This window comes from Limnohabitans sp. INBF003, from assembly GCF_055396645.1.
This window is the reverse complement of record NZ_AP029222.1, coordinates 2423326-2448219: the sequence shown is the minus strand read 5'-3', so window position 1 is coordinate 2448219 and position 24894 is coordinate 2423326. Positions and strand designations below refer to the sequence as shown.

Below are 24894 nucleotides of genomic sequence, written 5' to 3'. Positions count from 1 at the left end.
TGTTTGAAGCCCGAGCGGGCCTTCTTCAGTCCACCCGTGCGCCGCTGGCCTTGACCACGCTTTCATAGCGCGTCAGCTCTTTCTTCATGAAGGCGCCAAACTGTTCGGGCGTGTTGCCCACAGGCTCGGCCAGCAGTTGGGCGAAGCGTGTTTTGGTTTCGGGGGATTGCAGCGCCGCCACAAAGGCCTTGTTCAGTTTCTCCACCACATCGTGCGGTGTGGCGGCGGGTGCCACCAAGCCCCACCAAGTGTCGATCTCGAAATCCTTCAAGGTTTCGCGCATGGCCGGGATGTCAGGCAGGGTGCTGCTGCGTTGCGAGGTGGTCACGGCCAGGGCTTTGAGTTTGCCCGCCTTGATGTTGGCCGCAGCCGTGGCCAGATTGTCGAAGTTGAAATCGACTTGGCCCGACAACAAAGCCAGCTGCGCCGGGTTGCCGCCGCTGTAGGGGATGTGCACGGCATAAATGCCCGCTGCGCGTTTGAACATCTCTCCGGCCAAGTGGCCCGCACTGCCGTTGCCACCCGAGCCAAAGTTCAGTTTGGCGGGGTTGGCTTTGGCGTAAGCCACCAAATCAGCCAAGGTGTTGATCTTCAGGCGTTGCGCGGTCTCGGCGTTCATCACCAGCACATTGGGCACGCGCAGCATTTGCGTGATGGGCGCAAAGTCGCGGCTGGCGTCGTAGGGCATCTTGGCGAACAGCCAGGGGTTGATGGCGTGCGTGGCCGTGGCCGCAATGCCAATCGTCAGGCCATCTGGGGCCGCTTTGGCCACCAGGTCGGCACCCAGGTTGCCACCTGCGCCGGGACGGTTTTCAATGATCACCGTGCCCAAGCTGTCTTTCACGCGCTCGGCCAATGCCCGTGCTGTGACGTCGATCGGACCGCCCGGGGCATAAGGCACGATGATGCGGATAGGCTTGCCTTGCGCCCATGCCGGGGCACTGAGTGCGAGTGACGCGGCAGCAAATTGGCGTCGGGTGATCAAAGTCATTTCAGGCTCCTTGCAAAATGAGGGGCAGTACAGAGGCATCTTGTGGGAGATGGTATGGATGCCTCCCTCCTTCGGGAAGGGGCAGTGGATTGGGGCAGATGACGGCAACCAGATGGGGTGGACCCTCTGGCGGATACGGCATCAAAGTGCCCAAATCGTGATAGACCAGAGTCTTCACTAACACCGCAGAGGATCCGACATGAATCGTAATACAGGTATGTACGCAGGCCAAGTCATTGGCTGGATGGGTGGACTCCAAGTCGTGGGCATGGACATCGCCAAAAGCGTGTTCCAGCTGCACACGGTGGACATGCACACGGGCGAACTGCAGGACAAGCGTCTGTCGCGCGACAAGGTGCTGGCGTTCTTCAGCAACCGCCAGCCCTGTGTGGTGGCCATGGAGGCATGCGGCGGGGCCCACCACTGGGGGCGCAAGCTCCAGCAAATGGGGCACCAAGTCAGGCTAGTGCACGCCAAAGCGGTGCGCCCCTTTGTGCTGGGCAACAAGACCGATGTGACGGACGCCCGGGCGATCTGGCTGGCGGCGCAGCAATCGGGCATGCGCTTTGTGGCCGTCAAGACCACCGAACAGCAAGCCACGCTGGTGCTGCACCGCCAGCGCCAGTTGCTGGTGAAGATGCGCACGATGGAGCTCAACGCGCTGCGGGGCATGCTCTACGAGTTCGGGGCGGTGTTTCCCAAGAGACGTGATGCGTTGCTGGGGGAGGTGCAGCAGGCGCTGGACAAGTTGCACGATGTGCTGCCCCAAGCGGTGCGAGACAGCCTGAGCGAGCAAGTCCAGCGCATCCGCTGCTGCAGCGAGGCCATTGCGGCCACGGAAATCCGCCTGAAGCAACAACTGGCTGCAGACGAGCAAATGCAGCGGTTGGTAAGTATCCCCGGGGTGGGGTTGCTGACCGCGACGGCGGCCATTGCCACGATGGGCCAGGCCAGCCAGTTCAAGTCGGGGCGGGAGTTTTGCGCCTGGCTGGGGTTGGTGCCAAGGCAAGAGGGCACGGGAGGCAAGGTGCGACTGCTGGGCATCAGCAAACGGGGAGACAGTTACCTGCGCACGCTGCTGGTGCACGGGGCGCGTTCGCTGGTGTGCCGAGGCAAGACACCCAGTGCGTGGCAAAGCGAATTGCTAGAGCGCAGGCACAAGAACGTGGTGATCGTGGCGCAGGCGGCCAAGACGGCGCGGATCATTTGGGCGGTGACGGCCAAAGGACAGGCGTACCAAGGGGGGCATCAAAGCAGCAGGCCAGAGCAAAAGCAGGCTGAACAGGAGAGTGCGATGGCGCAGAGCTGAGAACCTGAAGCCTAAAAATCGAAGCAAACAAAGCGATACAGCCTTGAAAGGCTGACGGGCAGCAAAGCAAGATCATGTGAAACAGGTCAGACCGGGGCAGGCCAAACCTGAGAGGCTCGCGGGACGAGAAAAGTCCGGGTGGGAGATTAAGGCGCTTGCCAGCGGATATCCATGAGGGCCACGGACGAATGTTCGAAACAAGGCCGAATATAAGGATGCAGCCGACTTCTTTACAGAAATCATGCAAAGGTGCTTGTCAACCGGGAGGCATCCATATAAGCGAGCCCCTGCTCGCGATGCCTGCTGTGGCGGGTGCGGTCATTCGGCTGCAGGGGCAGCCTCCCACGATCAATTTTTTGGGGTTGCCCCAAGCTGTCGATCAGGCCTTGGCTTTGTCCGCCTCGGACGTGAACGAGTCGGCATAAAACTCTTCTTCTGGCAGGCCGCCCTGTGCCACGTAGTCGCGCTTGGCCGAGTCCACCACGATGGGCGCGCCGCAGGCATAGACCTGGTGGCCCGACAGATCGGGGAAGTCTTGCAGCACGGCCTGGTGCACAAAGCCGGTGCGACCGGTCCACTGGTCTTCGGCTTCGGCGTTCGAGACCACAGGCACGTAGCGCAAGTTGGGCATCTCGGCCAGGCGGGCTTCAACCCAGTCGGCCATGTACAGGTCGGCCGGGCGGCGGCCACCCCAATACAAAGTAGCCGGGCGGGTGATGCCACGGTGCTGCATGTGCTCGATCAGCGCCTTGATGGGCGCAAAGCCGGTGCCCGAGGCCAACAGCACGATGGGCTTGTCGGTGTCTTCACGCAGGTAAAAGCTGCCATATGGGCCTTCGGCACGCAGGATGTCTTTTTCCTTCATCGTCGTGAACACCACATCGGTGAACTTGCCACCGGGCATGTGGCGGATGTGCAGCTCCACCGTGGGCGGTGCCACTTCCAGGGTATGTGGGGCGTTGGCCATGCTGTAGCTGCGGCGTGAGCCATCGCGCAGCAAAAATTCGATGTACTGACCGGCGTGGAACTTCATCACGTCGTTGGCGGGCAGTTGCAGTTTGAGTTCAATCACATCGTGTGACTTTTTCGCCAGGCTGACCACGCGCACCGGCATCTTCTTGACGGGCAGGCCGCCTTCGGCCGTCACTTGTTTGGATTCGAGCACCACGTCGCTTTGGGCGGTGGCGCAGCAGGTCAGGATCAGGCCCTGGGCTTCTTCCTCGTCGCTCAAGGCTTTGGCCTGGTGCGGGCCGTGCACCACGGTGCCCGAGATTTTTTTGCACTTGCACGAACCGCAAGCGCCGTCCTTGCAGCCATAGGGCAGGCCGATGCCCTGGCGGATGCCCGCGGTCAGCAGGGTTTCGTTGTCGTCGGCGGTGAAGCTGCGGCCGCTGGGCTGCACGGAAATTTGAAAGCTCATCTTTTGGGTATCCTTGAGGGGTTGTATTCGACCCGGAACCCCTGATTTTGCCTTCAAACCAAACCCCCTTGGGCGCACTGCCTGCCCGCTTCCGTCGCCAGCGTGTCCTGATCGTGGGCTGTGGCGATGTGGGCTTGCGCACGGCCGGTCAGTTGGGGGCCCCGCAAAGCCAGCGCGTGCGGCTGTTGGCGCTGACCTCATCGCCCGAGCGTGTGCGTTTGCTGCGGGCCTGCGGCATCACCCCTTTGCAGGGCAATCTGGACGATGGGGGCAGTTTGAAGCGCTTGGCAGGCATTGCCCACCGCGTCATCCATTTGGCACCCCCGCCCAGCGATCGCCGGGGGGAGTCCGAACGCGATCCGCGCAGCCTGGCCTTGGTGCGCGCCTTGCGTTTGCGCACGCCACCACAAGCGTTGGTCTATGGTTCGACCACAGGCGTTTATGGCGACTGCGCTGGTCAGCGTGTTGATGAAACTCGGCGTGTCAAACCGCACACCCCCCGTGCCCAGCGCCGGGTGGATGCTGAAAGCCTGATGCGGTTTTTGGGGCGCAGCGGGGTGAGGGTGAGCGTGTTGCGCATTCCCGGCATCTATGCACCCGACCGCGAGGGGGGCACGCCCCGTGAGCGCTTGCTCAAAGGCACGCCGGTGCTGGTGTCCAAAGAAGATGTCTACACCAACCACATTCATGCCAACGATTTGGCGCGTGCTTGTGCCGCCGCTTTGTGGCGGGGCAAACCCCAGCGCGTGGTCAATGTGACCGACGACACCGACTTGAAAATGGGTGACTACTTTGACCTGGCCGCCAGCCTTTATGGCTTGCCCAAACCACCCCGCATATCCCGCAACGATGCCAACACCGCGCTGCCCCTGATGCTGCTGAGCTTCATGAGCGAATCCCGGCGTCTGGACAACGCCCGTATGAAACGCGAGTTGAAAATCCGCTTGCATTACCCGCATGTGCGCGATGGCTTGAGCCCGCAGGGTGCCTTGTTTTCGGTGACGCGATGAATTCATTGCGCATCGACAAATGGCTGTGGGCGGCCCGTTTTTACAAAACCCGGAGCCTAGCCAGCGATGAGATTGGCAAGAACCGCGTGCAAGTCAATGGCCAGGATGCCAAGCCGTCCAAAGAGGTCAAACCCGGCGACACGGTGTGTCTGCGCCAAGGCGCTGTCGAGCGCACGGTTGTGGTGCAAGGCTTGAGCGGTGTGCGCGGCCCGGCCTCGGTGGCGCAGCTGCTGTATACAGAAACGCCGGAAAGCCTCGAGGCCCGCCAAAAAGCTGCTGATCAACATCGGCTGGCCCGCGAGCCTGCCCTGAGCATCGAACAGGGGCGCCCCACCAAACGTGACCGCAGGCAAATCGAAAAGACCTGGGACAACCGTTGGAGTGCGGGGATCGATTGATCTGAAAACCTCAAGAAAAAAGCCGCAAGTTGCGAGAACTTGCGGCTTTTGTCGTGGTGCCCGGGGCCGGACTCGAACCGGCACGCCTTGCGGCGGGGGATTTTGAGTCCCCTGAGTCTACCAATTTCACCACCCGGGCAGGTATTCGTGAAGCTACATATTATGACACAGTTTCAGGCCGATTTGGTAGCGATCAACGCTGGCGGTTGAGCAAGGCGTACAACAGGATGGCACCAAAAGTGGCGGTGCCGATGCCCCCCAAGGCGAATTGGCCAAATTTGAGTGTGAAATCACCCGTGCCCATGATCAGGGTCACGGCTGCCACGATCAGGTTCTTGTTGTCAGAGAAGTCCACTCGGTTGTCGACCCAGATTTTGGCTCCGGCCACGGCGATCAGGCCAAACACCACGATCGAGACGCCGCCCATCACGGGCAGTGGAATGGCCTGGATGACTGCCCCGAACTTGGGGCTGAACCCCAGCAAAACGGCCAGCAGGGCTGCGACCAAAAAGCAAGCGGTGGAATAGATTTTGGTGGCGGCCATGACGCCGATGTTCTCGGCATAGGTGGTCACACCAGTGCCGCCGGCTGCGCCGCTGACCATGGTGGCCAAGCCATCACCGATGAAGGCGCGGCCGATGTACGGGTCCAGATTGCGCCCGGTCATGGCCGTCACGGCCTTGAGGTGGCCCAGATTCTCGGCCACCAGGATCAGCACCACGGGGGCGATCAACATGATGGCGTTGGCCTCAAACACCGGAGACGTCATGCTGGGCACACCAAACCAGGCGGCATTGGCCAGCCCGGACAAATCCATGGGTTTCCCCAGCCCCATGCCATTGGTCAGCAGGGCATAGATCAGGCTGGCCAGAATCAGGCCGACCAGAATCAGCAAGCGTTGCACCATGCCACGGGTGAGCACAGCCACCAGACCCACGCAGACAAAGGTGACCAGCTGCATCCAGGCGTCGAAATTGCTGGCGGCCATGTTCTTGACCGGCACGCTGGCCAGGTTCAGACCGATCACGGCCACCACGGCCCCGGTGACCACTGGCGGCATGAAGCGCTCGATCCAACCGGTGCCCACGGCCTGAACGATCAGGCCGATCAGCACATAGAGCGCACCGCAGACGATGATGCCGCCGAGCGCGACGGCGAGGTTGGCATTGGGACCTTTTCCCGCATAGGCCGTGGCGGCCATCACCACACCGATGAAGGCGAAGCTGGAGCCCAGATAGCTGGGCACCTTGCCGCCCGTCAACAGAAAGAAAATCAGGGTGCCGATGCCGCTCATCAAGATGGCGGTGTTGGGGTCAAATCCCATCAGGATGGGGGCCAACACGGTGGCACCAAACATGGCAATCACATGCTGCACGCCCATCACCGCGGTCTGCGGCCAAGGCAGTCTTTCGTCAGGGGCGATCACGCCACCTTGCGCAAGCACTGCTGCATCTTTTTCAGTCCAGTTGAACAAGCCCATGTAAGCCTCTCTTTGTTGAAGTATTGGGGAGGTGAAAAATCTAAACGCAGCGCATGGTATGCCATTTGTGCAGGGGTGGAAAGCATGTGCTGGCAACTACCGGACAGTTCCGCGCGTCAGGGCCAGCAAAAATGCGGCAATATTCAGGGGTACACCACATTCAAGGAAAAACCATGCCCCCCATCATCGCCATGGACCCCGCCGCGCGTGCCAACCTGCACCTGATTGACCACCCTCTGGTGCAGCACAAGCTGACCCTGATGCGCGACCGGGAAGCCAGCACCAACAGCTTTCGCCAGCTGCTCAACGAAATCAGCAGCCTCATGGCTTACGAAGTGTGCCGAGACATGGCCTTGCAGGACGTGCAAATCCAGACCCCGCTCGAGACCATGACCGGCAAGCACATTGATGGCAAGAAGCTGGTATTCGTCAGCATCTTGCGTGCGGGCAATGGCATCCTGGATGGTGTGCTGTCGGTCGTGCCCAGTGCCCGGGTGGGGCACATCGGGCTGTACCGCGACCCTCAGACCCTGCAGGCCGTGGAGTACTACTTCAAGATGCCCAAGGACATGCACGAACGCGACGTGGTGGTGGTGGACCCGATGCTGGCCACGGGCAATTCTGCGGTGGCTGCCGTGACGCGACTCAAGCAATGCCAGCCCAAATCGATCAAATTCCTGTGCCTGCTGACTTGCCCGGAAGGGGTCAACACCATGCACCGTGCGCACCCCGATGTGCCTGTGTACACCGCTGCGGTGGACCGCGAACTCAGCGATCACGGCTATATCCTGCCGGGCCTGGGAGATGCAGGCGACCGGATTTTTGGAACCCTGTGAGCGCCCATGCCGAGGGCGCAGGCATGGGCCTGAACTGTGGCAAAGTTACGGCCATGAAATACCCGACCATTGAAGACGCCATTGGCAAGACACCGCTGGTGGCCTTGCAGCGCATGGCGCAAGCTGACAACGCCGCTCGTGGCAATGTGATTTTGGGCAAGCTGGAGGGCAACAACCCCGCAGGGTCGGTGAAAGACCGCCCCGCCTTGTCGATGATTCGCCGTGCTGAAGAGCGTGGCGAGATCAAGCCGGGTGACACGCTGATCGAGGCGACGTCGGGCAACACCGGCATTGCGTTGGCCATGGCCGCCGCCATCAAGGGTTACCGCATGATTTTGATCATGCCCGAGGATTTGTCGATCGAGCGCGCCCAGACCATGAAGGCGTTTGGTGCCGAGCTGATCCTCACGCCCAAGAGCGGCGGCATGGAGTACGCCCGTGACCTGGCCGACAACATGGCCGCGCAGGGCAAAGGCCGCATCCTCGACCAGTTTGCCAACCCCGACAACCCGCGCATCCATTACGAGACCACCGGCCCTGAAATCTGGGAGCAGACCGGTGGCCGGATCACCCACTTTGTGAGCGCCATGGGCACTACCGGCACCATCACGGGTGTGTCGCGCTACCTGAAAGAAAAAAACCCGGCGGTCCGCATCATCGGTGCGCAGCCCAGTGAGGGCTCGCGCATCCCGGGTATCCGCAAATGGCCGCAAGAATATTTGCCCAAGATTTACGACCCTTCGGGCGTGGACGAGCTGGTGTATGTGAGCCAAAGCGATGCCGAAGAAACTTGCCGCCAGATGGCGCGCACCGAAGGCATTTTTGCGGGCATCTCGGCCGCAGGGGCCTGCTGGGTCGCGCAGGAGATTGCGAAAACGGTGCAAAACGCCACCATCGTGTTCATCGTGTGCGATCGCGGTGATCGCTATTTGTCGACAGGCGTGTTTCCCGCCTGAACCCAGGATGCCCCATGGCTGAATTTCGTTTTTGCCCGCAGTGCGCCACCCCGTTGGCTTGGCTTTCCCAAATGGAAGATGGCGGCGAGGTGTTGCGACTGCGCTGCACGGCCTGCGACTTCACCCACTGGAACAACCCCACGCCGGTGCTGGCAGGCATCGTGCAGGTGGGCGATCAGATTTTGCTGGCCCGCAACGCGGCCTGGCCGGGGCGTCGATTTGCGTTGATCACGGGCTTCATGGAGGCCGGTGAAACACCGGAAGAAGGCATCACCCGCGAGATTGCCGAAGAAACCAACTTGACGGTCTCGTCGCTCAAGCTGATCGGTGTGTACGACTTCCAGCGCATGAACCAGGTGATCATCGCTTACCACGCAATCGCCGAAGGCGAGGTGCGTTTGTCGCCTGAGTTGGCCGAGTACAAGATGTTTGACTTCAAGGACTTGATCTGCTGGCCTGCGGGGACAGGCTACGCCTTGGGTGACTGGTTGCGCACCATCGGCATCGAGCCCAAGTTCATGTCATGGGAAGAGCGTGCTGCACAAAGCCAAGAACCGAATCAGGACACATGATGCAGTTCGACAAAGAGATTGACACCAGTGGCCTGAATTGCCCCTTGCCCATTTTGAAAGCCAAAAAGGCTTTGAACGACATGAGCAGCGGCCAGGTGCTCAAGGTGATCGCGACCGATCCTGGGGCTTGGCGCGACTTTGAAGCCTTTGCTCGGCAAACCGGCAATGAGCTGGTCTTGCAAGAGAAAACCGAAACCAGCTTTGTTTTTGGTCTCAAGCGGCGTTGAAGAAACGGCCCGCCCTCATCTTCTGTGGGAGGCCGCCCCTGCGGCCGAATGCTTGCCATGGCTTCGGCGGTCATTCGCGAGCAGGGGCTCGCTCCCACAAACGCACTGTCTTTGTAGGAGGCCACCCCTGCGGCCGAATGCTTGCCATGGCTTCGGCCGTCATTCGCGAGCAGGGGCTCGCTCCCACAGAATTCAGATCAGAGGCTCAGGCCCTTGAGATATTCGCGGAAGGATGCGCCCACTTGGGGGTGCTGCAAAGCCAGTTCCACTGTCGCTTCCAGAAAACCTTCTTTGCTGCCGCAGTCGTAGCGTTTGCCTTCGTACTGGAAGGCATAGACCGCTTCGCGTTGCATCAAACGGGCGATGGCATCGGTCAGCTGGATCTCGCCGCCCACGCCTGTTGGCTGGTTGCGGATTTCCTCAAAAATGCCTGGCGTCAGGATGTAGCGGCCCGCCACGCCCATGCGCGAAGGGGCTTTGTCCGGGCTGGGTTTTTCCACGATCTTTTCGACACGAATCAGCTGCTTGCCCGCCGACTCGCCCGCCACGATGCCGTAGCGTTTGACGTGTTCGAGGGGCACTTCTTGCACGGCCAAAATCGAGCGGCCTTGCTGAGTGTATGCCGCCACCATTTGGCTGAGCACCGAAGGGCCACCTTGCAAGCCGACCATCAGGTCATCGGCCAGCAGCACGGCAAAGGGCTCGTTGCCCACCATGGCTTCGGCGCACAGCACTGCATGGCCCAAGCCCAGCGAGCGCGGCTGGCGCACGTAGGCGCACACCATGTCGTCGGGTTGCACCGAGCGCACCAAGGCCAGCAGCTCGTCTTTGTGCGCGGCTTCGAGTTCATTTTCCAGCTCGTAAGCGGTGTCGAAGTGGTCTTCGATGGCCCGCTTGCTGCGGCCCGTCACAAAGATCATGTGACGCACACCTGCGCTGTAAGCCTCCTCGACCGCGTACTGGATCAGTGGCTTGTCGACCACCGGCAGCATTTCCTTGGGAGCGGCTTTGGTCGCGGGCAAAAAGCGTGTGCCCAAGCCGGCCACCGGGAACACGGCTTTGCGAATCACGTTGTGGCTCATGGGGGTGTCCTTGGTGTGCAGGCGATCAGCCCAGGCGTTGCAGTTGTTGGCGAATTTTGTCGAGCGTGGCACTGAAGTCGGCCACACGTTTCTTGGCTTCGTCGATCACCGCAGGTGGGGCCTTGGCCACAAAAGCCTCATTGCCGAGCTTGGCGTTGGCCTTGGTGATTTCGCCTTCCAGGCGTGCGGCTTCTTTGGTCATGCGGATTTTTTCAGCTTCGACGTCCACTTCCATGAACAGGCACAAGCGGGCCTCGCCCACCACGGCCACGGGCGCTGCTTGTGCTGCGGCAGCCCATTCGGCTTCGTCGGTGAAGACCTTGACTTCGCTCAGTTTGGCCAGCGATTGCAACACGGGGGCCACGCTCTGCATGAAGGTGGTGTCACCCAGCACGTACATGGGCAAACGGGTGGCGGGCGAGACGTTCATCTCACCGCGCAGGTTGCGGCACGCGTCCACCAGGGTCTTGAGTTTGGCCACATGTGCTTCGGCCGCTTCGTCGATGCGCTCGGGCTGGCTCACGGGGTAGGCCGCGATGCTGACCGACTCGCCCGGACGGCCCGCCACCACCGACACTTTTTGCCAGAGTTCTTCGGTGATGAAGGGGATGATGGGGTGGGCCAGCCGCATGATGGTTTCGAGTGTGCGGATCAGGGTGCGGCGCGTGGCGCGTTTTTCGGCGTCGGTGCCGGTGTTGATCTGCACCTTGGCGATTTCCAGATACCAGTCGCAGAACTCGTTCCACACAAAGTCGTAAATCGTGTTGGCCACGTTGTCCAGGCGGTATTCGGCAAAGCCTTTGGCCACATCGGCTTCGACGCGTTGCAGCTGCGAGCTGATCCAGCGGTCGGCTTGGCTGAACGCCAAGTAGCCGTGCACCGGGCCGCCGACTTCGCATTCGGCCTTGGTGTGTTCTTTCAGGCCGCAGTCCTGGCCTTCGCAGTTCATCAGCACAAAGCGGGTGGCGTTCCACAGCTTGTTGCAGAAGTTGCGGTAGCCCTCGCAGCGCTTGCTGTCAAAGTTGATGCTGCGGCCCAGGCTGGCGAGCGCCGCAAAGGTGAAGCGCAGGGCGTCGGCGCCGTAGGCCGGGATGCCTTCGGGGAATTCTTTTTCGGTTTGCTTGCGCACCTTGGGCGCGGTCTCGGGTTTGCGCAGGCCCTGGGTGCGTTTGTCGAGCAGGGGCTCCAAGGTGATGCCGTCGATCAGGTCGACCGGGTCGAGCACGTTGCCTTCGGATTTGCTCATCTTCTTGCCTTGGGCATCGAGCACCAGGCCGTGGATGTAGACGTGTTTGAAGGGGACTTTGCCGGTGAAGTGGGTGGTCATCATGATCATCCGGGCGACCCAGAAAAAGATGATGTCGTAGCCGGTGACCAGTACGCTGGAGGGGAGGTACAGGTCGTAGTCGCTGGTGTGGCCTTCGGTTCCGCTGGCGAGCGTGCCGGAGACGGCCTTGCTCATACTCGCTTCGCTCGCAAAGTCGCTGCGTCCGGCTCCGGCACGCTCGTCAGCTGCGGCGTTGGGCCAGCCCATTGTTGAGAAGGGGACCAGTGCGCTGGAATACCAAGTGTCCAGCACGTCTTCGTCGCGCTTGAGCGTCTTGCCGGGGGCCTTGGCTTGCGCTTCGGCTTCGTTGCGGGCCACATACACATTGCCGTCTTCGTCGTACCAAGCCGGGATCTGGTGACCCCACCACAGTTGGCGGCTGATGCACCAGTCGGTGATGTTGTTCATCCACTGGTTGTAGGTGTTGATCCAGTTTTCAGGCACGAACTTGACTTCACCCGATTGGACAGCGTCGATGGCTTTTTGCGCAATGCTCTTGCCGGTGGCGTCGCCTTGGCCGACCTGGTTCATGGCCACAAACCATTGGTCGGTCAGCATGGGCTCGATCACCTGGCCGGTGCGGGCGCAGCGGGGCACCATGAGCTTGTGTTTTTTCACCTCGACCAAAGCGCCTGCGGCTTCGAGGTCGGCCACCACAGCCTTGCGGGCCACGAAGCGGTCGAGGCCTCGGTATTTCTCGGGGGCGTTGCTGTTGATGGTGGCGTCCAGATTCAGCACGCAGATCATGTCCAGCTTGTGGCGCTGGCCGACTTGGTAGTCGTTGGTGTCGTGCGCGGGCGTGACCTTGACCACGCCGGTGCCGAAGGCCTTGTCCACGTACTCGTCGGCGATCACGGGGATGGTGCGGCCGCACAAAGGCAGGTTGACCTGTTTGCCGATCAAGGTGCTGTAGCGCTCGTCTTCGGGGTGCACCATCACGGCCACGTCGCCCAGCAGGGTTTCGGGGCGGGTGGTGGCCACGGTCAGGCTGCCAGAACCATCGGCCAAGTCATAGCGGATGTGCCACATCGAGCCGTCTTCTTCTTCGCTCTCGACTTCGAGGTCAGACACCGCGCTCATCAGCACCGGGTCCCAGTTCACCAGGCGCTTGCCACGGTAAATCAGGCCTTGCTCGTACAACTGAACAAATGTTTCGGTCACGGTCTTGGACAGCTTGGGGTCCATCGTGAAGTATTCGCGGCTCCAGTCCACGCTGTCGCCCATGCGGCGCATTTGGCTGGTGATGGTGCTGCCCGACTCCTGTTTCCATTCCCAGACCTTGCTCACGAAGTTCTTGCGGGCTTCGGCAGGCGTGGGGCCCATGTCGTGGCGGCTGATGCCTTTGGCCTGCAGCTGGCGCTCCACCACGATCTGCGTGGCAATGCCCGCGTGGTCGGTGCCCGGAATCCAGGCGGTGTTGAAGCCCATCATGCGGTGGTAGCGGGTCAACGAGTCCATGATGGTCTGGTTGAACGCGTGGCCCATGTGTAGCGTGCCGGTCACGTTGGGCGGCGGCAGTTGGATGGCAAACGCGGGCGCCTCGGCCGTCGGGGTGCCCGTGCCCCGGAAACCTGCCACGCCGTAACCGCGCTTTTCCCATTCGGGGCCCCAATGGGCTTCGAGGGCGGCGGGTTCAAACGATTTGGACAGGCTTTCAAGGCCTGGCTGATGGACCGGGGTGGCGGGTGCGTTGCTCATGGCGGGGTCTTTTCAAAATAGAAACGACACCTCAACAGATGCCGTGCAGGACGCTCAAAGTCCTGAACCGGTGATTTTACCTAGCCCATTCAGGCCTCTTGAGGCTTGGCATGGGTTGCCAGCTGGACAACATGGGTGCACCGTGCACGAAAGATGCCCAGTCCAAGGGTGCGCGCCCATTTTTACGTGCAATAGCTGCGATTAATCAATCCGATTGCATCAATTGATTAGGCGATCGATGGATTTCGGGCTAACGTGGCGACTCTCTGGCGATCTTGTCAGGGCAATCCACGTCACACCCACAAGGAGATATCCATGGCTGCACTCAAAGGCTCGCGCACGGAACAATGTCTGAAAGACGCCTTCGCTGGCGAATCCCAGGCCAACCGCCGCTATTTGTACTTCGCGAACAAGGCTGACATTGAAGGTCAAAACGATGTCGCTGCGCTGTTCCGCTCCACCGCAGAAGGCGAGACAGGTCATGCCCACGGCCACCTGGAGTTTCTGGAGCAATCGGGCGACCCGGCCACCGGCCTGCCGATTGGCTCGACCCGCCAAAACCTGGCTTCTGCCGTGGCAGGCGAAACCCACGAGTACACCGACATGTACCCGGGCATGGCCAAGACCGCCCGCGAAGAAGACTTCGACGAAGTGGCCGACTGGTTTGAGACGCTGGCCAAGGCCGAGCGCTCACACGCCAACCGGTATCAAAAAGCCTTGAACGAACTGGTGGATTGATCCCGGGTCCGCTCTGCTCCCGCTGCATCGTGCAGCGGGTTTATCTCAAGATTTGTCGCCTCGAATTTTCAGATAAGCCCCCAAAAAGTCCCTGAACAGGAGCACACCATGGCCAAAGAAGGCAACCTTGAAGCCCCCACACGGCACGCTCTGGATTGGCAAAACCCCGATTTTTACAACGAAGACAAGTGCCTGGACGAACTGGAGCGCATCTTTGACATTTGCCACGGCTGCCGCCGCTGTGTGAGCTTGTGCGGCGCTTTCCCCACCTTGTTTGATCTGGTCGATGAAAGCAGCACCATGGAAGTGGACGGGGTGGACAAGAAAGATTACTGGAAGGTGGTGGACCAGTGCTACATGTGCGACCTGTGCTACATGACCAAGTGCCCCTACACCCCCCCGCACGCCTGGAACCTGGACTTTCCGCACACCATGCTGCGTGCCAAAGCCATCAAGTTCCAAAAGGGTGAAGTGGGTACAGCCGAAAAGCTGTTGGCCTCTACCGATGTGCACGGCTCATTTGCCGGTATTCCCATCGTGGTCCAGGCCATCAATGCCATCAACAAAACCGAAACCGCCCGTAGCATCATGGAAAGCGTGGCGGGTGTGGACAAAAACGCCTGGCTGCCTTCGCTGGCCACCCAAAAGTTCCGCGCCAGCGCGCCGGATGCCCAGTCGGTCAAAGTGGTGGACGGCGAGAAAACACCCGGCAAGGTGGCGATCTATTCGACTTGCTACATCAACTACAACGAGCCCGGCATTGGCCACGACTTGCTCAAAATCCTGGACCACAACGACATACCGTATGTGTTGGTTGAGAAAGAAAAGTGCTGCGGCATGCCCAAGCTGGAACTGGGCGATCTGGACTCGGTCAAGGCATCCAAAGAAGCCAATATCCCGGTGCTGGCCAAATATGCCAAAGACGGCTTTGCCATCCTGGCGGCGGTGCCCAGCTGTGCCCTGATGTTCAAGCAAGAGATTCCGCTGATGTTCCCCGATTGCGCTGACACCCAGCTCGTCAAAGGCGCGGTGTGGGACCCGTTTGAGTACTTCATGGCCCGCAAGCGTGACGGCTTGCTCAAGACCGAATTTCCGCAAAAGCTGGGCAATGTGAGTTACCAGATTCCATGCCACGGCCGCGTGCAAAACATCGGCAAGAAGACCGAGGAAATGCTCAAGATGATCCCGGATACCGAGATCAACACCATCGAGCGTTGTTCGGGCCACGCTGGCACCTACGGCGTCAAAAAAGGCTCACACGACATGGCCATGAAAATCGGCAAACCGGTGTTCAAGGCCATGGCCACCATGAAAGACGGCTCCAAGCCCGACTTCATCAGCTCGGATTGCCCGCTGGGCGGCCACCACATTGCCCAAGGCTTTGAGGTCAATGGCCTGGGCGCCCCCGAACTGAACCACCCCTTGACCCTGGTGCGCAAAGCCTACGGCCTCAAATAAGGAAACCCGCCATGCAATTGACCGGAAAAATCACGCCCGAGACCCTGATGTCTTTGGAGGCCTATACCAAGTGGCGCAAGCTCCACAAGCCCGACGTCATCGCCCACCGCAAGCTGCGCAGCGTGCCATTGGGTGAGCACATCAACGTGCAGTTTGAGAGCGAAACCACCATCCGCTACCAAATTCAGGAGATGCTGCGCATCGAAAAAGTCTTCGAAGAAGAAGGCATCCTGCAAGAGATCGAGGCCTATGCCCCTTTGGTGCCGGACGGCAGCAATTGGAAGGCCACCATGATGATCGAGTACACCGACATCCACGAACGCAAGCGCGAGCTGGCCAAGCTGATCGGCGTGGAGGACCGCTTGTTTGTCGAGGTCGAGGGCCATGGCCGGGTGTATGCGATTGCCGACGAAGACCTGGACCGCGAGACCGACGAAAAAACCTCGGCCGTGCACTTTGTGCGCTTTGAGCTGACGCCCACCATGTGCGCGGCGGTCAAGGCGGGTGCTGGCGTCAAACTGGGGTGTGACCACACGCATTACCCCTCGCACATTGAGATCGCGGCCGACACTTTGGCCAGTTTGGCGGGTGATTTGAAGTAAGCCGCACGCGCCTCTGAACGCAAAAAAGCCGGAGCAGGCCCCAGGGCTTCCTCCGGCTTTTTGACGTTGGGCGATCAGTCCATCAAGGTTTGAATTGGAAGAGGTTCATCAAATCACCGACAGCAGGCCGGTTATCCGGCACATAAGCGTCCTTGCTGTGAATGGGGTTGGGCAGGTTGTCGCGGCTTCTTGCGGACAGTGCTTTGAGCCCCCAGTTGCGCTGGATGAATTTGTGGATCGAGGCGTGGTCGTAATAAGTGTGATCCACATGCCCAGGCTTGGCCCACTTGGATACGGCAATCATGGGGACCCGTGTGCCATCGCCAAAAAAATCGACGGCTTGCACGTAGCCGGAGTCAAAGTAGCCACCGCCCTCGTCGTAGGTGACCAGGATGGCTGTTTGTTCCCAGACCTTGGGATTGGCTTGCACTTTGTCGACGATGGATTTGACGTAATTTTCAAAATAGGCGGGTGAGCCGTAGTGTGGATGCCCCGTCTGGCTCAGTGGTGGCGAGATGAACGAAATGGCTGGAAGGCCTTTGTCAACATCGGCAAAGAAATCAGCATCGCCTTGCAATTGCCGGGACAGCCCGGACTCCATGATCTGTTTGGAGAACGTCAGTGGATCTGTGTCAGAGGCGTATTCGCCTTTTTTGACGCCTGCACCATCACGCCCACCGTGGTACCACTTCCAGCTCACGCCTGCTGCCTGCAGTTGGGTCGCCATGTTGGGCATGGTTTGAATGGTGCCCAACAACTGATTGGCAACCGGTGTCTTTTTGGCACCCTTGAATGTGTAGGGAGATGCGTAGTTGTTCACCAGGTAGTAGGCACCGGGTTCACAGTTGCCATCGTTGAAGCTTTTGTATGGAAGATTCTTGAGATACCGCCGGATGGCACTCACACCAGGTTGGGCTTCGTCAGCACAAGCCACATGGGAGCCTGCGCTGTAGCCGCTGTTGGTGTACCAGTTGGCCGTGCCTGCGACGGGTTCTGGGTTCTCGATTTGAAGCTCAGGTGGCGTCGCTGTCTTGCCGTCTTCCTGGTAGCGAGCGAGATCGCCAAAGGCCAGAAAGAAGTAGTTGGGCATGGTGCCACCCATGATGGCCTGGTGGTAGTTGTCAGAGATGGCGTATTGCTGGGCCAGTTGTTTGAAGTAAGACACATCGCCCGCAGCCATGTTGTAAAAGCCCATGGTCTCACTGCCGTAGTAAGTGCCCCGCGAGGGGTCTTTTTTGTCTTTGGCGCCCTCGCCAGACGTCAGGCCGGCCCACAAGAACAGGTCATTTCGACCGCCATTGATTTGCTGCCACATCTGAAAGAAGCGATGCACCGGATTGCTGTCTGTGTAGTCGGAGTAGGCCCGGTATTTGGTGATGGGGAATGGTCCTGCTGGCAAGTCAGCGGGGATTTTTTCGTCGATGCGTTTGGGTCCGCCTTTTTCAGCTCTGGCATAGGGCTTGGGCAGCACTTTGTAAGGCGTGGCTTGCTTGTAGTCGACATCGAACTTGCCATCGGTTGACGGGAACTTTTGCAGCGCTTTGGCATAAGCCGGACCGGGGTTGCCTTGCGCATCGACAATGCCCGCCGATAGCAAGTTACGAACACTGCTGCCTTGGGCAGGTTTGTAGGTTGCAAACAAGGTGTCAAAACTGGTGTTCTCTCCGACCACCACGATCAAATTTTTGATGGGCGTGGTGGTTTGTGCCATCGCCGATTGGATCGGGGTGAACAACGGCAATGTGGCTGCACAAGCGAGGGTGAAACGCAAGGTGGGCATATGTCCCTTTTGAGTGAATATATATTTTATATATTGCGACCTCAGCGCATCCCCAGCGTGCCGCCAAAGGCCTCGCGCACGGCTTTGAACACTTCCAGCGGGAAACGGATGCCGTTGGGCAGGGAGCGGGCGTGAAAAGCAAGCTCATGCCGCGTCTTAGGCAAATGCCTGCGGCGGTTTACCCGCTCAGTGGCAGGGGCTTCGCGGCGTTTGGCCTTCAGGTGGGCGTGTTTGGCCAAAGTGACCATTCCGGCCCGCAAGGGGCGTTAATCGTCAGCGCCTGCCCGCTCACCGGGTGGCTCATGTCCAGGCGCAGCGCGTGCAGCCACAGCCGCTGCACCCCCAAGTGCTCAGCCACGGCCCGGTTGAGCGGCCCTTTGCCATGGGTGGCGTCGCCGATGATCGGGTGGGCGATGTGCTTCATATGGCGGCGCAACTGGTGGCGGCGGCCGGTCAGGGGCTGCAGCGCCACTTCGGCCCAGCGCAGGTTTGGGAATTCGCCTTGCGCAATGGGCAGCTCGCCCCGGCGCAGGGTTTCGTAGCGTGTCTGGGCGGGTTGGATTTCTTCGCGCTCGCTGCGCATGTCGTCGGGCATGCGCTTCAAGGGGTGGTCGATCAGGCCTTGTTCAGAAGGCCAGCCGCGCACGATGGCCCGATATTGCTTGTGCAGCCCTTCACCGCTTTCAAAAGCCTGCCCCAGCGTGCGTGCCACCTCGGCGCTCAAGGCAAAGACCAGCACGCCACTGGTGCCTTTGTCGAGCCGGTGCACGGGCCAGACGTGTTGGCCGATCTGGTCGCGCAGCGCTTGCAGCACAAAGCGGGTTTCACCCTTGTCCAAAGGGGTGCGATGCACCAGCCAACCCGCGGGCTTGTGCACGATGGCGAGATAATCGTCCAGGTAAAGGATGTCGAGCATGTTGTTCTTATTGTCACCCGCTAAATCTCTGGACTACGAAACCCCCGCCGGCGATGTGCCGCACACGCTGCCCCAGTTCGTGCCGCAATCGCAGGCCCTGATCGAGGTGCTGCGCCAAAAGTCGCCCCAGCAAATCGCCGAGTTGATGGACTTGTCGGACACGCTGTCTGCCCTGAACGTGGCCCGCTACGAGGCTTGGAGCCCGAAGTTCACCGCCAAAAATGCCAAGCAGGCCGTGCTGGCCTTCAACGGCGATGTGTACGAAGGCCTGGACGCCAAAACCCTGAGCCCGGCCGAGTTGGACTGGGCGCAGACCCATGTGGGTATTTTGAGTGGCCTTTATGGCGTGTTGCGGCCCCTGGACTGGATGCAACCCTACCGCCTGGAAATGGGCACCACGCTCCAGACCGACAAGGGCAGCAACCTCTACAAGTTCTGGGGTCCGCAAATTGCCGAGTACCTGAATGCCCAGTTGGCCAAGGACAAAACCCCGGTCATCGTGAATCTGGCTTCGCAAGAATATTTCAAGTCGGTCGACCGCAAAACCCTCAGTGCCCGCGTGATCGAGTGCGTGTTTGAAGACTTCAAAGGCGGCAAATACAAGATCATCAGCTTCAACGCCAAGCGGGCGCGAGGCCTGATGGCGCGGTTTGCCATCCAAAACAAGATCAGTCACCCGGAAGGCCTTCTGGGCTTTGACCTGGAAGGCTATGCCTACGACCCGCAGGTGTCCGAGCCTGACCGCTTGGTTTTTCGTCGCAAGGTGCAAGCATGAGCATGAACTCCCCAGAACACACCCCAGAGCAGTCTCAGCTGGGCAAATCCAGCGCCTATGTGGACCAGTACGACGCCAGTTTGCTGTTCCCCATTCCCCGCGCCACCAAGCGGGCCGAGATCGGTGTCACCGGACAACCCGTGTTTTTTGGGGCCGACTTGTGGACCGCGTTTGAGCTGTCCTGGCTCAACCCCAAGGGCAAGCCGCAGGTGGCGCTGGCGCACATCACGGTGCCCGTCGAAAGCACCCACATCGTTGAGAGCAAGTCCTTCAAGCTGTATCTGAACAGCTTCAATAACACTCGGCTGGAAAGCGCCGACGTGGTGCGCGACATGATCCGCCGCGACATCAGCGCGGCCATCTGGCACGGCGGCGTGGTGCAAGCCAGCGTGGGCGTGAAGCTATTGCTGCAAGAACAATTTGACGCTGAGCCCGTGCACGAGCTGGACGGCTTGAACCTGGACCGCATGGACATTGAGTGCACGCGTTACCAGCCTGCACCCGATTTGCTCACGGCCCAAACCGAAGAGCTGCCCGTGACCGAAACTCTGGTCAGCCACTTGCTCAAAAGCAATTGCTTGGTGACTGGGCAGCCCGACTGGGGCAGCGTGCAGATCACCTACAGCGGCCCACAGATCGACCAAGCTGGCTTGCTGCAATACATCGTGAGTTTTCGCAACCACAACGAATTCCATGAACAATGCGTCGAGCGCATCTTCATGGACATCTGGGCGCGCTGCAAACCGACCACTTTGACGGTGTACGCCCGCTACACCCGGCGCGGCGGGCTGGACATCAACCCCTGGCGCACCAGCCATCCAGGCGCATTGCCGCCGAATGTGCGCACAGCGCGGCAGTGAGTCAGCAGGCCTATGCGGCTTGCTGGCGCTTCAGGCTAGCCTTCAGCGTGTCAAGCCTTCCAACACATTGACCGTGTTCACGCCCACCTCGGCCACCGCGTAGCCCCCTTCAAAGGTCAGTACCGTAGGCAAGTCCAGTTGTCTTAGTGTCCGGCCCAGCTGCAGGTAGTCGGCACTGTGCAACTTGAAGCCCGAGATCGGGTCGCCCTCAAACGTGTCCAGCCCCAGCGGCACCACCAGTGCCTGCGGTGCAAAGTCACTCACCGCCTGCATGGCTGTTTGCAGCGTGGCCCACCAGACTTCAAACCCGGTGCCGCGTGGCAGCGGCAGGTTCAGGTTGAAGCCCTCGCCAGCCCCATAACCACGTTCGTCGGCATGGCCTAAAAAGAACGGGTATTCGGTGCGTGGATCGCCGTGGATCGATGTGGTGAACACATCGCTGCGCTCATAGAAGATGGTCTGCGTGCCATTGCCGTGGTGGTAGTCCACATCCAGCACGGCCACGCGCTCTAGCCCGCCGTCGCGCAGGGCTTGCGCCGCCACCGCCGCGTTGTTGATGAAGCAATAGCCACCCATGTAATTGGGGCCTGCATGGTGCCCGGGCGGGCGGGTTAGCGCCATGGCAAAGTGCTCGCCACCCAGCACCGCCTGCGCGGCAGCCATTGCGCAGGCCGCGCCCTCGCGTGCGGCGGCCCAGCTGCCCGCCATCAAAGGCGTGCCCGAGTCAAACGCGTATTGCCCCAGCCGCGCCGCAAAGTTGATCGGCGGCACATCGGTGCGAAAGCCGTGCTTTGACACCAGCGGCCAGACCGAGGGCAGGGCGTCCACCGCCGCATTGGCCGGGTCCATCGCCACCCAGTCGTCCCACGCACGGGTCAAAAAGTCCAGATAGTCGGCGCTGTGAACGCGCCGTAAAGCGGCGTCCAGCGGCAAGTCGGCCGCAGGTTGCAACAAGCTGCCCACCGGTCGCTTGGCCAGCTCGTCCAGCACATGCTGCAGCCGCTGTGGCACCTCGTGGCAATCGACCAAGCGGCCACGGAACATTTCCTGGCGGCCAGCGTGTTGTACGTGTTGGGTGTTGTGGAAGATTTTCATGAGGGCTGTTTAACCAAACTCCCGAAACCCCTTCAGCGCTGGCAGCGGCGCAAAGTTCGCCTCGCGCTTTTGCTGAAATGCGCTGATGGCCTCGCGCACATTGGCATTGCTCCAGATCGCGCCTTGCAGCCAGCCCATGTGGCGCAGGCTGTCTTCGGTGCTGTGGTCGCGGGCGTAGTGCAGCACTTGTTTGGTGCCCCAGATGGCCACAGGTGGTTTGCTGGCGATTTCTTTGGCCGCTTGCAATGCAGCGGCCACAGCAGCTTCGTGGGTGGGCAGCACATCGTTCACCAGGCCGTAGGCCAGTGCCTTGTCAGCACCCAGGCGGCGGCCGGTGTAGGCCAGTTCTTTGACCAGCGCCATGGGCAGCAGCTTGGGCAGCCGCTGCAGGGTGCCCACATCGGCCACCATGCCGATGTTGATTTCCTGGATGCAGAAGAACGCATCCGCCGAGGCATAGCGCATGCAGCAAGCGGTCACCATGTCCACCGCGCCGCCAATGCAGCCGCCGTGGATGGCTGCGATCACCGGGATGCGCAGTTCTTCGAGCAGGGTGAAGGTGTGCTGCATGTCGGTCAGCAGGTCGTACACGGCCGAGCGGCCTTCGGCGCTGCTGTCGTCCATCTGGATGGCGCTGCCAAAGGTTTGCAGGTCCATGCCCGCGCTGAAGTGTTTGCCCGTGCTGGAGATCACCAGCGCCCGGGCAGTGCCCGCCTTGTGGATGTCGGTCAGCACCTCGTGCAGCTCGCGCCAGAAGGTGGGGTGCATGGTGTTCATCGCCTCGGGGCGGTTCATCACCAGGTGGGCAACGTTCCCTTCAGTCGTCAAAGAAAAGCAGTTGAGTTTGTCCATGGTCATTCACTTGGGGTGGTGGGTTGGCAATGGCTTCACTGTAAGAGGCGCCGGGGGCAGGTGCTGTCCCCGCCTTGACCAGCGAGCCCACCCGCACACCCAGCAGGCGCAGGCTGCGTGACAGGTCCACCCGTTTCAGGCATTGCCCGGCCACCTGGCGGATGCGTTTGGCGTCGGCTGTGTAGTCGGTCAGGCTTTGGTCTCGGGTCACGGCCTGGAAGTTGTCATAGCGCAGCTTGATGCCAATGGTTTTGCCTTCGTAGCCTTTGCGCTGCAAATCCGCCGCCACCTGTTCGCACAGGCGCGTGAAAACGGCCCCCAGTTCGGCCCGGTCGCGCACGGCGTGCAGGTCGCGCTCGAATGTGGTTTCGCGGCTCATGCTGACAGGCTCGCTTTCGGTTTCGAGTGGGCGGTCGTCACGCCCCCAAGCCGCTTCGTGCAGCCAAGCGCCGTAGCTTTTGCCAAAGTTGTCTACCAGCCAATGCAGCTCACGCGCCGCCAACTCGCCAATGGTGTGGATGCCAAAGCCCTTGAGCTTTTCATCGGCCTTGGGGCCCACGCCGTTGATCTTGCGACAGGCCAGCGGCCAGATCTGGGTTTGCAGGTCGGCCTCGTGCACGATGGAGATGCCGTTGGGTTTGTTGAACTCGCTGGCCATCTTGGCAATCAACTTGTTGGGCGCTACGCCGATCGAGCAGGTCAGGCCGGTGGCGTCAAAGATGCTTTTCTGGATCAGCCGCGCCAGCACGCGCCCGCCTTCGCGCTGGCCCCCGGGCACCTCGGTGAAGTCGATGTAGACCTCGTCCACGCCCCGGTCCTGCATGACGGGCGCGATGTCGGTGATAATGCTTTTGAAGGTGCGCGAGTAATGCCGGTATCGGTCAAAGTCCACGGGCAGCAAGAGCGCTTGCGGGCAGAGCTTGGCGGCTTTCATCAGGCCCATGGCGGAGCCGATGCCGAATTGCCGTGCCGCATAGGTGGCGGTGGTGATCACGCCGCGCCCGGTGTAGCCCTCGATGCGCGGGAAAAAGTCCACCGGAATGCGGTCCAGCCGCTCGGCAAAAGTCTCTTCTGTCCATTCGCCTTCGGGGTAGGCCGCCTGCAGCTTGCCCAGCAGGTCATCTTCCTTGCGGCGGCCACCGCCAATGACCACTGGCAAGCCCTTGAGCTGCGGGTAGCGCAGCAACTCACAAGACGCGTAAAACGCGTCCATGTCGAGGTGGGCGATGCGCCGGGTCAGCGGGTTGGAGGGGGCGGGTTCGGTCACCCTTGAAGCATAGCGCGGGGCCAAGGCCCTTCACGCTGCGCAAGTGTCCTTGGCGCTGCTTTTTATGCCGTTGGAAAGGTGCCCGGCAGCAGGATGCTTTTGTCCACGGTCTGAATGTCGGTGCGACCGCAAAAGGCCATGGTCACGTCCAGCTCTTTGTGGATGATCTGCAGGGCCTTGGTCACGCCTTCTTCGCCCATGGCGCCCAGGCCATAGACCATGGCGCGGCCGATCATGACGCCCTTGGCGCCCAGCGCCCAGGCCTTGAGCACGTCTTGGCCGCTGCGGATGCCGCCGTCCATCCAGACCTCGATCTTGTCGCCCACGGCTGCCACGATGGCAGGCAGGGCTTCGATGCTGCTGGGTGCGCCGTCGAGCTGGCGGCCGCCGTGGTTGCTGACCACGATGGCGTCGGCACCGCTGGCCACGGCCAGTTGGGCGTCTTCCACGTCCATGATGCCTTTGAGGATCAGCTTGCCGCCCCATTGCTTTTTGACCCAAGCCACGTCTTCCCAGTTCAGCGTCGGGTCAAACTGCTCGTTGGTCCACGAGGCCAGCGACTTCATGTTGGTCACGGCTTTCACATGGCCGACCAGGTTGCCAAAGCTGTGGCGTTTGGTGCCCGCCATCCCTAAGCACCAGCGGGGCTTGGTCATCAGGTTGATGATGTTGGCAATGGTGGGGCGGGGTGGCGCGGTCAGGCCGTTCTTGAGGTCTTTGTGGCGTTGGCCGATCACCTGCAGGTCGAGCGTGAGCACCAGGGCGCTCACGTTGGCGGCTTTGCAGCGGTCGATCATGCGGACCATGGCGTCCCGGTCGCGCATCATGTACAGCTGGAACCAGAAGGGCGCTTGCGTGTGGGCCGCAATGTCTTCGATGGAGCAGATGCTCATGGTCGACAAGGTGAAGGGGATGCCGAACTTCTTGGCCGCCATGGCCGCGTGCATTTCGCCGTCGGCGTGTTGCATGCCGGTCAGGCCCACGGGGGCGATGCACACGGGCATTTTCGTGTCGATGCCGACCATTTGGGTGGCGGTGGTGCGGTTTTCCATGTTCACGGCTACGCGTTGGCGCAGCTTGATCTTGTGGAAGTCGCTTTCGTTGGCGCGGTAGGTGCCCTCGGTCCAGGAGCCGCTGTCGGCGTAGTCATAAAACATGCGCGGCACACGCTTTTCAGCCAGAACGCGCAGGTCTTCGATGTTGGTGATCACGGGCATGGTTTGTCTCCGGGGTTTGGACGCCTAT

At 60.8% G+C, this 24894-nt stretch carries 24 protein-coding genes and 1 tRNA gene; 12 read left to right on the top strand and 13 right to left on the bottom strand.

What is annotated here, in order from left to right; genetic code table 11:
• Positions 1 to 25: 25 nt before the first annotated feature.
• Positions 26 to 991: a Bug family tripartite tricarboxylate transporter substrate binding protein gene (locus ACZ5VE_RS11175; RefSeq protein ID WP_464455238.1), complete on the bottom strand. Its 966-nt coding sequence runs from the start codon at positions 989 to 991 to the stop codon at positions 26 to 28.
• 244 nt (positions 992 to 1235) lie between these two features.
• Between ACZ5VE_RS11175 and ACZ5VE_RS11170 the strand changes: the two genes are divergently transcribed.
• Positions 1236 to 2300 (top strand): IS110 family RNA-guided transposase, encoded by a 1065-nt coding sequence (locus ACZ5VE_RS11170; RefSeq protein ID WP_464457420.1) that lies wholly within the window; start codon positions 1236 to 1238, stop codon positions 2298 to 2300.
• A gap of 379 nt (positions 2301 to 2679) precedes the next feature.
• Here ACZ5VE_RS11170 and ACZ5VE_RS11165 read toward each other — a convergent pair whose 3' ends face one another.
• The gene (locus ACZ5VE_RS11165; protein ID WP_464455237.1) at positions 2680 to 3720 is read right to left on the bottom strand and encodes a CDP-6-deoxy-delta-3,4-glucoseen reductase; all 1041 of its coding nucleotides are present in this window, start codon (positions 3718 to 3720) and stop codon (positions 2680 to 2682) included.
• 47 nt (positions 3721 to 3767) lie between these two features.
• Here ACZ5VE_RS11165 and ACZ5VE_RS11160 point away from each other — a divergent pair, with 47 nt between their 5' ends.
• On the top strand, positions 3768 to 4730 hold the full coding sequence (locus ACZ5VE_RS11160) for an SDR family oxidoreductase (RefSeq protein ID WP_464455236.1): 963 nt from the start codon (positions 3768 to 3770) through the stop codon (positions 4728 to 4730).
• On the top strand, positions 4727 to 5128 hold the full coding sequence (locus tag ACZ5VE_RS11155; protein ID WP_464455235.1) for an RNA-binding S4 domain-containing protein: 402 nt from the start codon (positions 4727 to 4729) through the stop codon (positions 5126 to 5128). Before ACZ5VE_RS11160 ends, ACZ5VE_RS11155 begins: the two co-directional genes overlap by 4 nt.
• Before the next feature lie 54 nt (positions 5129 to 5182).
• Here the strand turns inward: ACZ5VE_RS11155 and ACZ5VE_RS11150 are convergent.
• Together ACZ5VE_RS11150 and ACZ5VE_RS11145 are read right to left on the bottom strand one after the other, a co-directional pair.
• Positions 5183 to 5267 (bottom strand) — tRNA-Leu (locus tag ACZ5VE_RS11150).
• 54 nt (positions 5268 to 5321) lie between these two features.
• The gene (locus ACZ5VE_RS11145) at positions 5322 to 6608 is read right to left on the bottom strand and encodes a solute carrier family 23 protein (RefSeq protein WP_464455234.1); all 1287 of its coding nucleotides are present in this window, start codon (positions 6606 to 6608) and stop codon (positions 5322 to 5324) included.
• A gap of 191 nt (positions 6609 to 6799) precedes the next feature.
• On the opposite strand from ACZ5VE_RS11145, the gene upp reads away from it, so the two are divergent.
• The 4 genes from upp to ACZ5VE_RS11125 are packed head-to-tail and all read left to right on the top strand — an operon-like array spanning position 6800 to position 9199.
• Positions 6800 to 7444, top strand: a complete 645-nt coding sequence (gene upp, locus ACZ5VE_RS11140; RefSeq protein ID WP_464457487.1) for a uracil phosphoribosyltransferase — start codon at positions 6800 to 6802, stop codon at positions 7442 to 7444.
• A gap of 53 nt (positions 7445 to 7497) precedes the next feature.
• Complete coding sequence (gene cysM / locus ACZ5VE_RS11135; RefSeq protein ID WP_464457486.1) at positions 7498 to 8400, top strand: cysteine synthase CysM; 903 nt, start codon at positions 7498 to 7500, stop codon at positions 8398 to 8400.
• 14 nt (positions 8401 to 8414) lie between these two features.
• The gene (locus ACZ5VE_RS11130) at positions 8415 to 8972 is read left to right on the top strand and encodes an NUDIX hydrolase (protein WP_464455233.1); all 558 of its coding nucleotides are present in this window, start codon (positions 8415 to 8417) and stop codon (positions 8970 to 8972) included.
• Complete coding sequence (locus ACZ5VE_RS11125; protein WP_464455232.1) at positions 8972 to 9199, top strand: sulfurtransferase TusA family protein; 228 nt, start codon at positions 8972 to 8974, stop codon at positions 9197 to 9199. Before ACZ5VE_RS11130 ends, ACZ5VE_RS11125 begins: the two co-directional genes overlap by 1 nt.
• 197 nt (positions 9200 to 9396) lie before the next feature.
• Here ACZ5VE_RS11125 and galU read toward each other — a convergent pair whose 3' ends face one another.
• Positions 9397 to 10281: a UTP--glucose-1-phosphate uridylyltransferase GalU gene (galU, locus tag ACZ5VE_RS11120; RefSeq protein WP_464455231.1), complete on the bottom strand. Its 885-nt coding sequence runs from the start codon at positions 10279 to 10281 to the stop codon at positions 9397 to 9399.
• A 25-nt stretch (positions 10282 to 10306) separates the two neighbouring features.
• Entirely contained in the window at positions 10307 to 13306 is a 3000-nt protein-coding gene (locus ACZ5VE_RS11115; protein ID WP_464455230.1) for a valine--tRNA ligase, read from the bottom strand.
• A gap of 315 nt (positions 13307 to 13621) precedes the next feature.
• Here ACZ5VE_RS11115 and ACZ5VE_RS11110 point away from each other — a divergent pair, with 315 nt between their 5' ends.
• The 3 genes from ACZ5VE_RS11110 (at position 13622) to ACZ5VE_RS11100 (ending at position 16104) form a co-directional block, all read left to right on the top strand.
• A complete protein-coding gene (locus ACZ5VE_RS11110; protein ID WP_464455229.1) occupies positions 13622 to 14044 on the top strand; it encodes a rubrerythrin family protein in 423 nt (140 codons plus the stop codon).
• Positions 14045 to 14152: 108 nt separating this feature from the next.
• The gene (locus ACZ5VE_RS11105) at positions 14153 to 15502 is read left to right on the top strand and encodes a (Fe-S)-binding protein (RefSeq protein WP_464455228.1); all 1350 of its coding nucleotides are present in this window, start codon (positions 14153 to 14155) and stop codon (positions 15500 to 15502) included.
• 11 nt (positions 15503 to 15513) lie between these two features.
• The gene (locus ACZ5VE_RS11100) at positions 15514 to 16104 is read left to right on the top strand and encodes a DUF3501 family protein (RefSeq protein ID WP_464455227.1); all 591 of its coding nucleotides are present in this window, start codon (positions 15514 to 15516) and stop codon (positions 16102 to 16104) included.
• Positions 16105 to 16186: 82 nt separating this feature from the next.
• Here the strand turns inward: ACZ5VE_RS11100 and ACZ5VE_RS11095 are convergent, their stop codons facing one another.
• Genes ACZ5VE_RS11095 through ACZ5VE_RS11085 form a run of 3 tightly spaced genes read right to left on the bottom strand, consistent with a single transcriptional unit; the run spans position 16187 to position 18800 of the window.
• A complete protein-coding gene (locus tag ACZ5VE_RS11095; protein ID WP_464455226.1) occupies positions 16187 to 17884 on the bottom strand; it encodes an alkaline phosphatase family protein in 1698 nt (565 codons plus the stop codon).
• Positions 17885 to 17925: 41 nt separating this feature from the next.
• Entirely contained in the window at positions 17926 to 18123 is a 198-nt protein-coding gene (locus ACZ5VE_RS11090; RefSeq protein ID WP_464455225.1) for a hypothetical protein, read from the bottom strand.
• Positions 18102 to 18800, bottom strand: coding sequence for a pseudouridine synthase (locus ACZ5VE_RS11085; RefSeq protein ID WP_464455224.1), 699 nt, complete (start codon positions 18798 to 18800; stop codon positions 18102 to 18104). Before ACZ5VE_RS11085 ends, ACZ5VE_RS11090 begins: the two co-directional genes overlap by 22 nt.
• Here ACZ5VE_RS11085 and yaaA point away from each other — a divergent pair.
• Together yaaA and queF are read left to right on the top strand one after the other, a co-directional pair.
• Entirely contained in the window at positions 18799 to 19575 is a 777-nt protein-coding gene (gene yaaA, locus ACZ5VE_RS11080) for a peroxide stress protein YaaA (RefSeq protein ID WP_464455223.1), read from the top strand. The genes ACZ5VE_RS11085 and yaaA overlap by 2 nt on opposite strands.
• 2 nt (positions 19576 to 19577) lie before the next feature.
• Positions 19578 to 20435 (top strand): NADPH-dependent 7-cyano-7-deazaguanine reductase QueF, encoded by an 858-nt coding sequence (gene queF / locus ACZ5VE_RS11075; protein WP_464455222.1) that lies wholly within the window; start codon positions 19578 to 19580, stop codon positions 20433 to 20435.
• A 42-nt stretch (positions 20436 to 20477) separates the two neighbouring features.
• On the opposite strand, the gene ACZ5VE_RS11070 is transcribed toward queF, so the two are convergent.
• The 4 genes from ACZ5VE_RS11070 to ACZ5VE_RS11055 form a co-directional block, all read right to left on the bottom strand.
• Positions 20478 to 21530 carry a histone deacetylase family protein gene (locus ACZ5VE_RS11070; protein ID WP_464455221.1) on the bottom strand — a complete coding sequence of 351 codons (1053 nt, stop codon included), beginning with the start codon at positions 21528 to 21530 and terminating at the stop codon, positions 20478 to 20480.
• 9 nt (positions 21531 to 21539) lie between these two features.
• Positions 21540 to 22382, bottom strand: a complete 843-nt coding sequence (locus ACZ5VE_RS11065) for an enoyl-CoA hydratase-related protein (protein ID WP_464455220.1) — start codon at positions 22380 to 22382, stop codon at positions 21540 to 21542.
• Positions 22348 to 23595: a Y-family DNA polymerase gene (locus ACZ5VE_RS11060; RefSeq protein ID WP_464457485.1), complete on the bottom strand. Its 1248-nt coding sequence runs from the start codon at positions 23593 to 23595 to the stop codon at positions 22348 to 22350. The genes ACZ5VE_RS11065 and ACZ5VE_RS11060 overlap by 35 nt, the downstream gene beginning before the upstream one ends.
• Before the next feature lie 116 nt (positions 23596 to 23711).
• The gene (locus ACZ5VE_RS11055; protein ID WP_464455219.1) at positions 23712 to 24866 is read right to left on the bottom strand and encodes an alpha-hydroxy acid oxidase; all 1155 of its coding nucleotides are present in this window, start codon (positions 24864 to 24866) and stop codon (positions 23712 to 23714) included.
• Between the last annotated feature and the right edge of the window lie 28 nt (positions 24867 to 24894).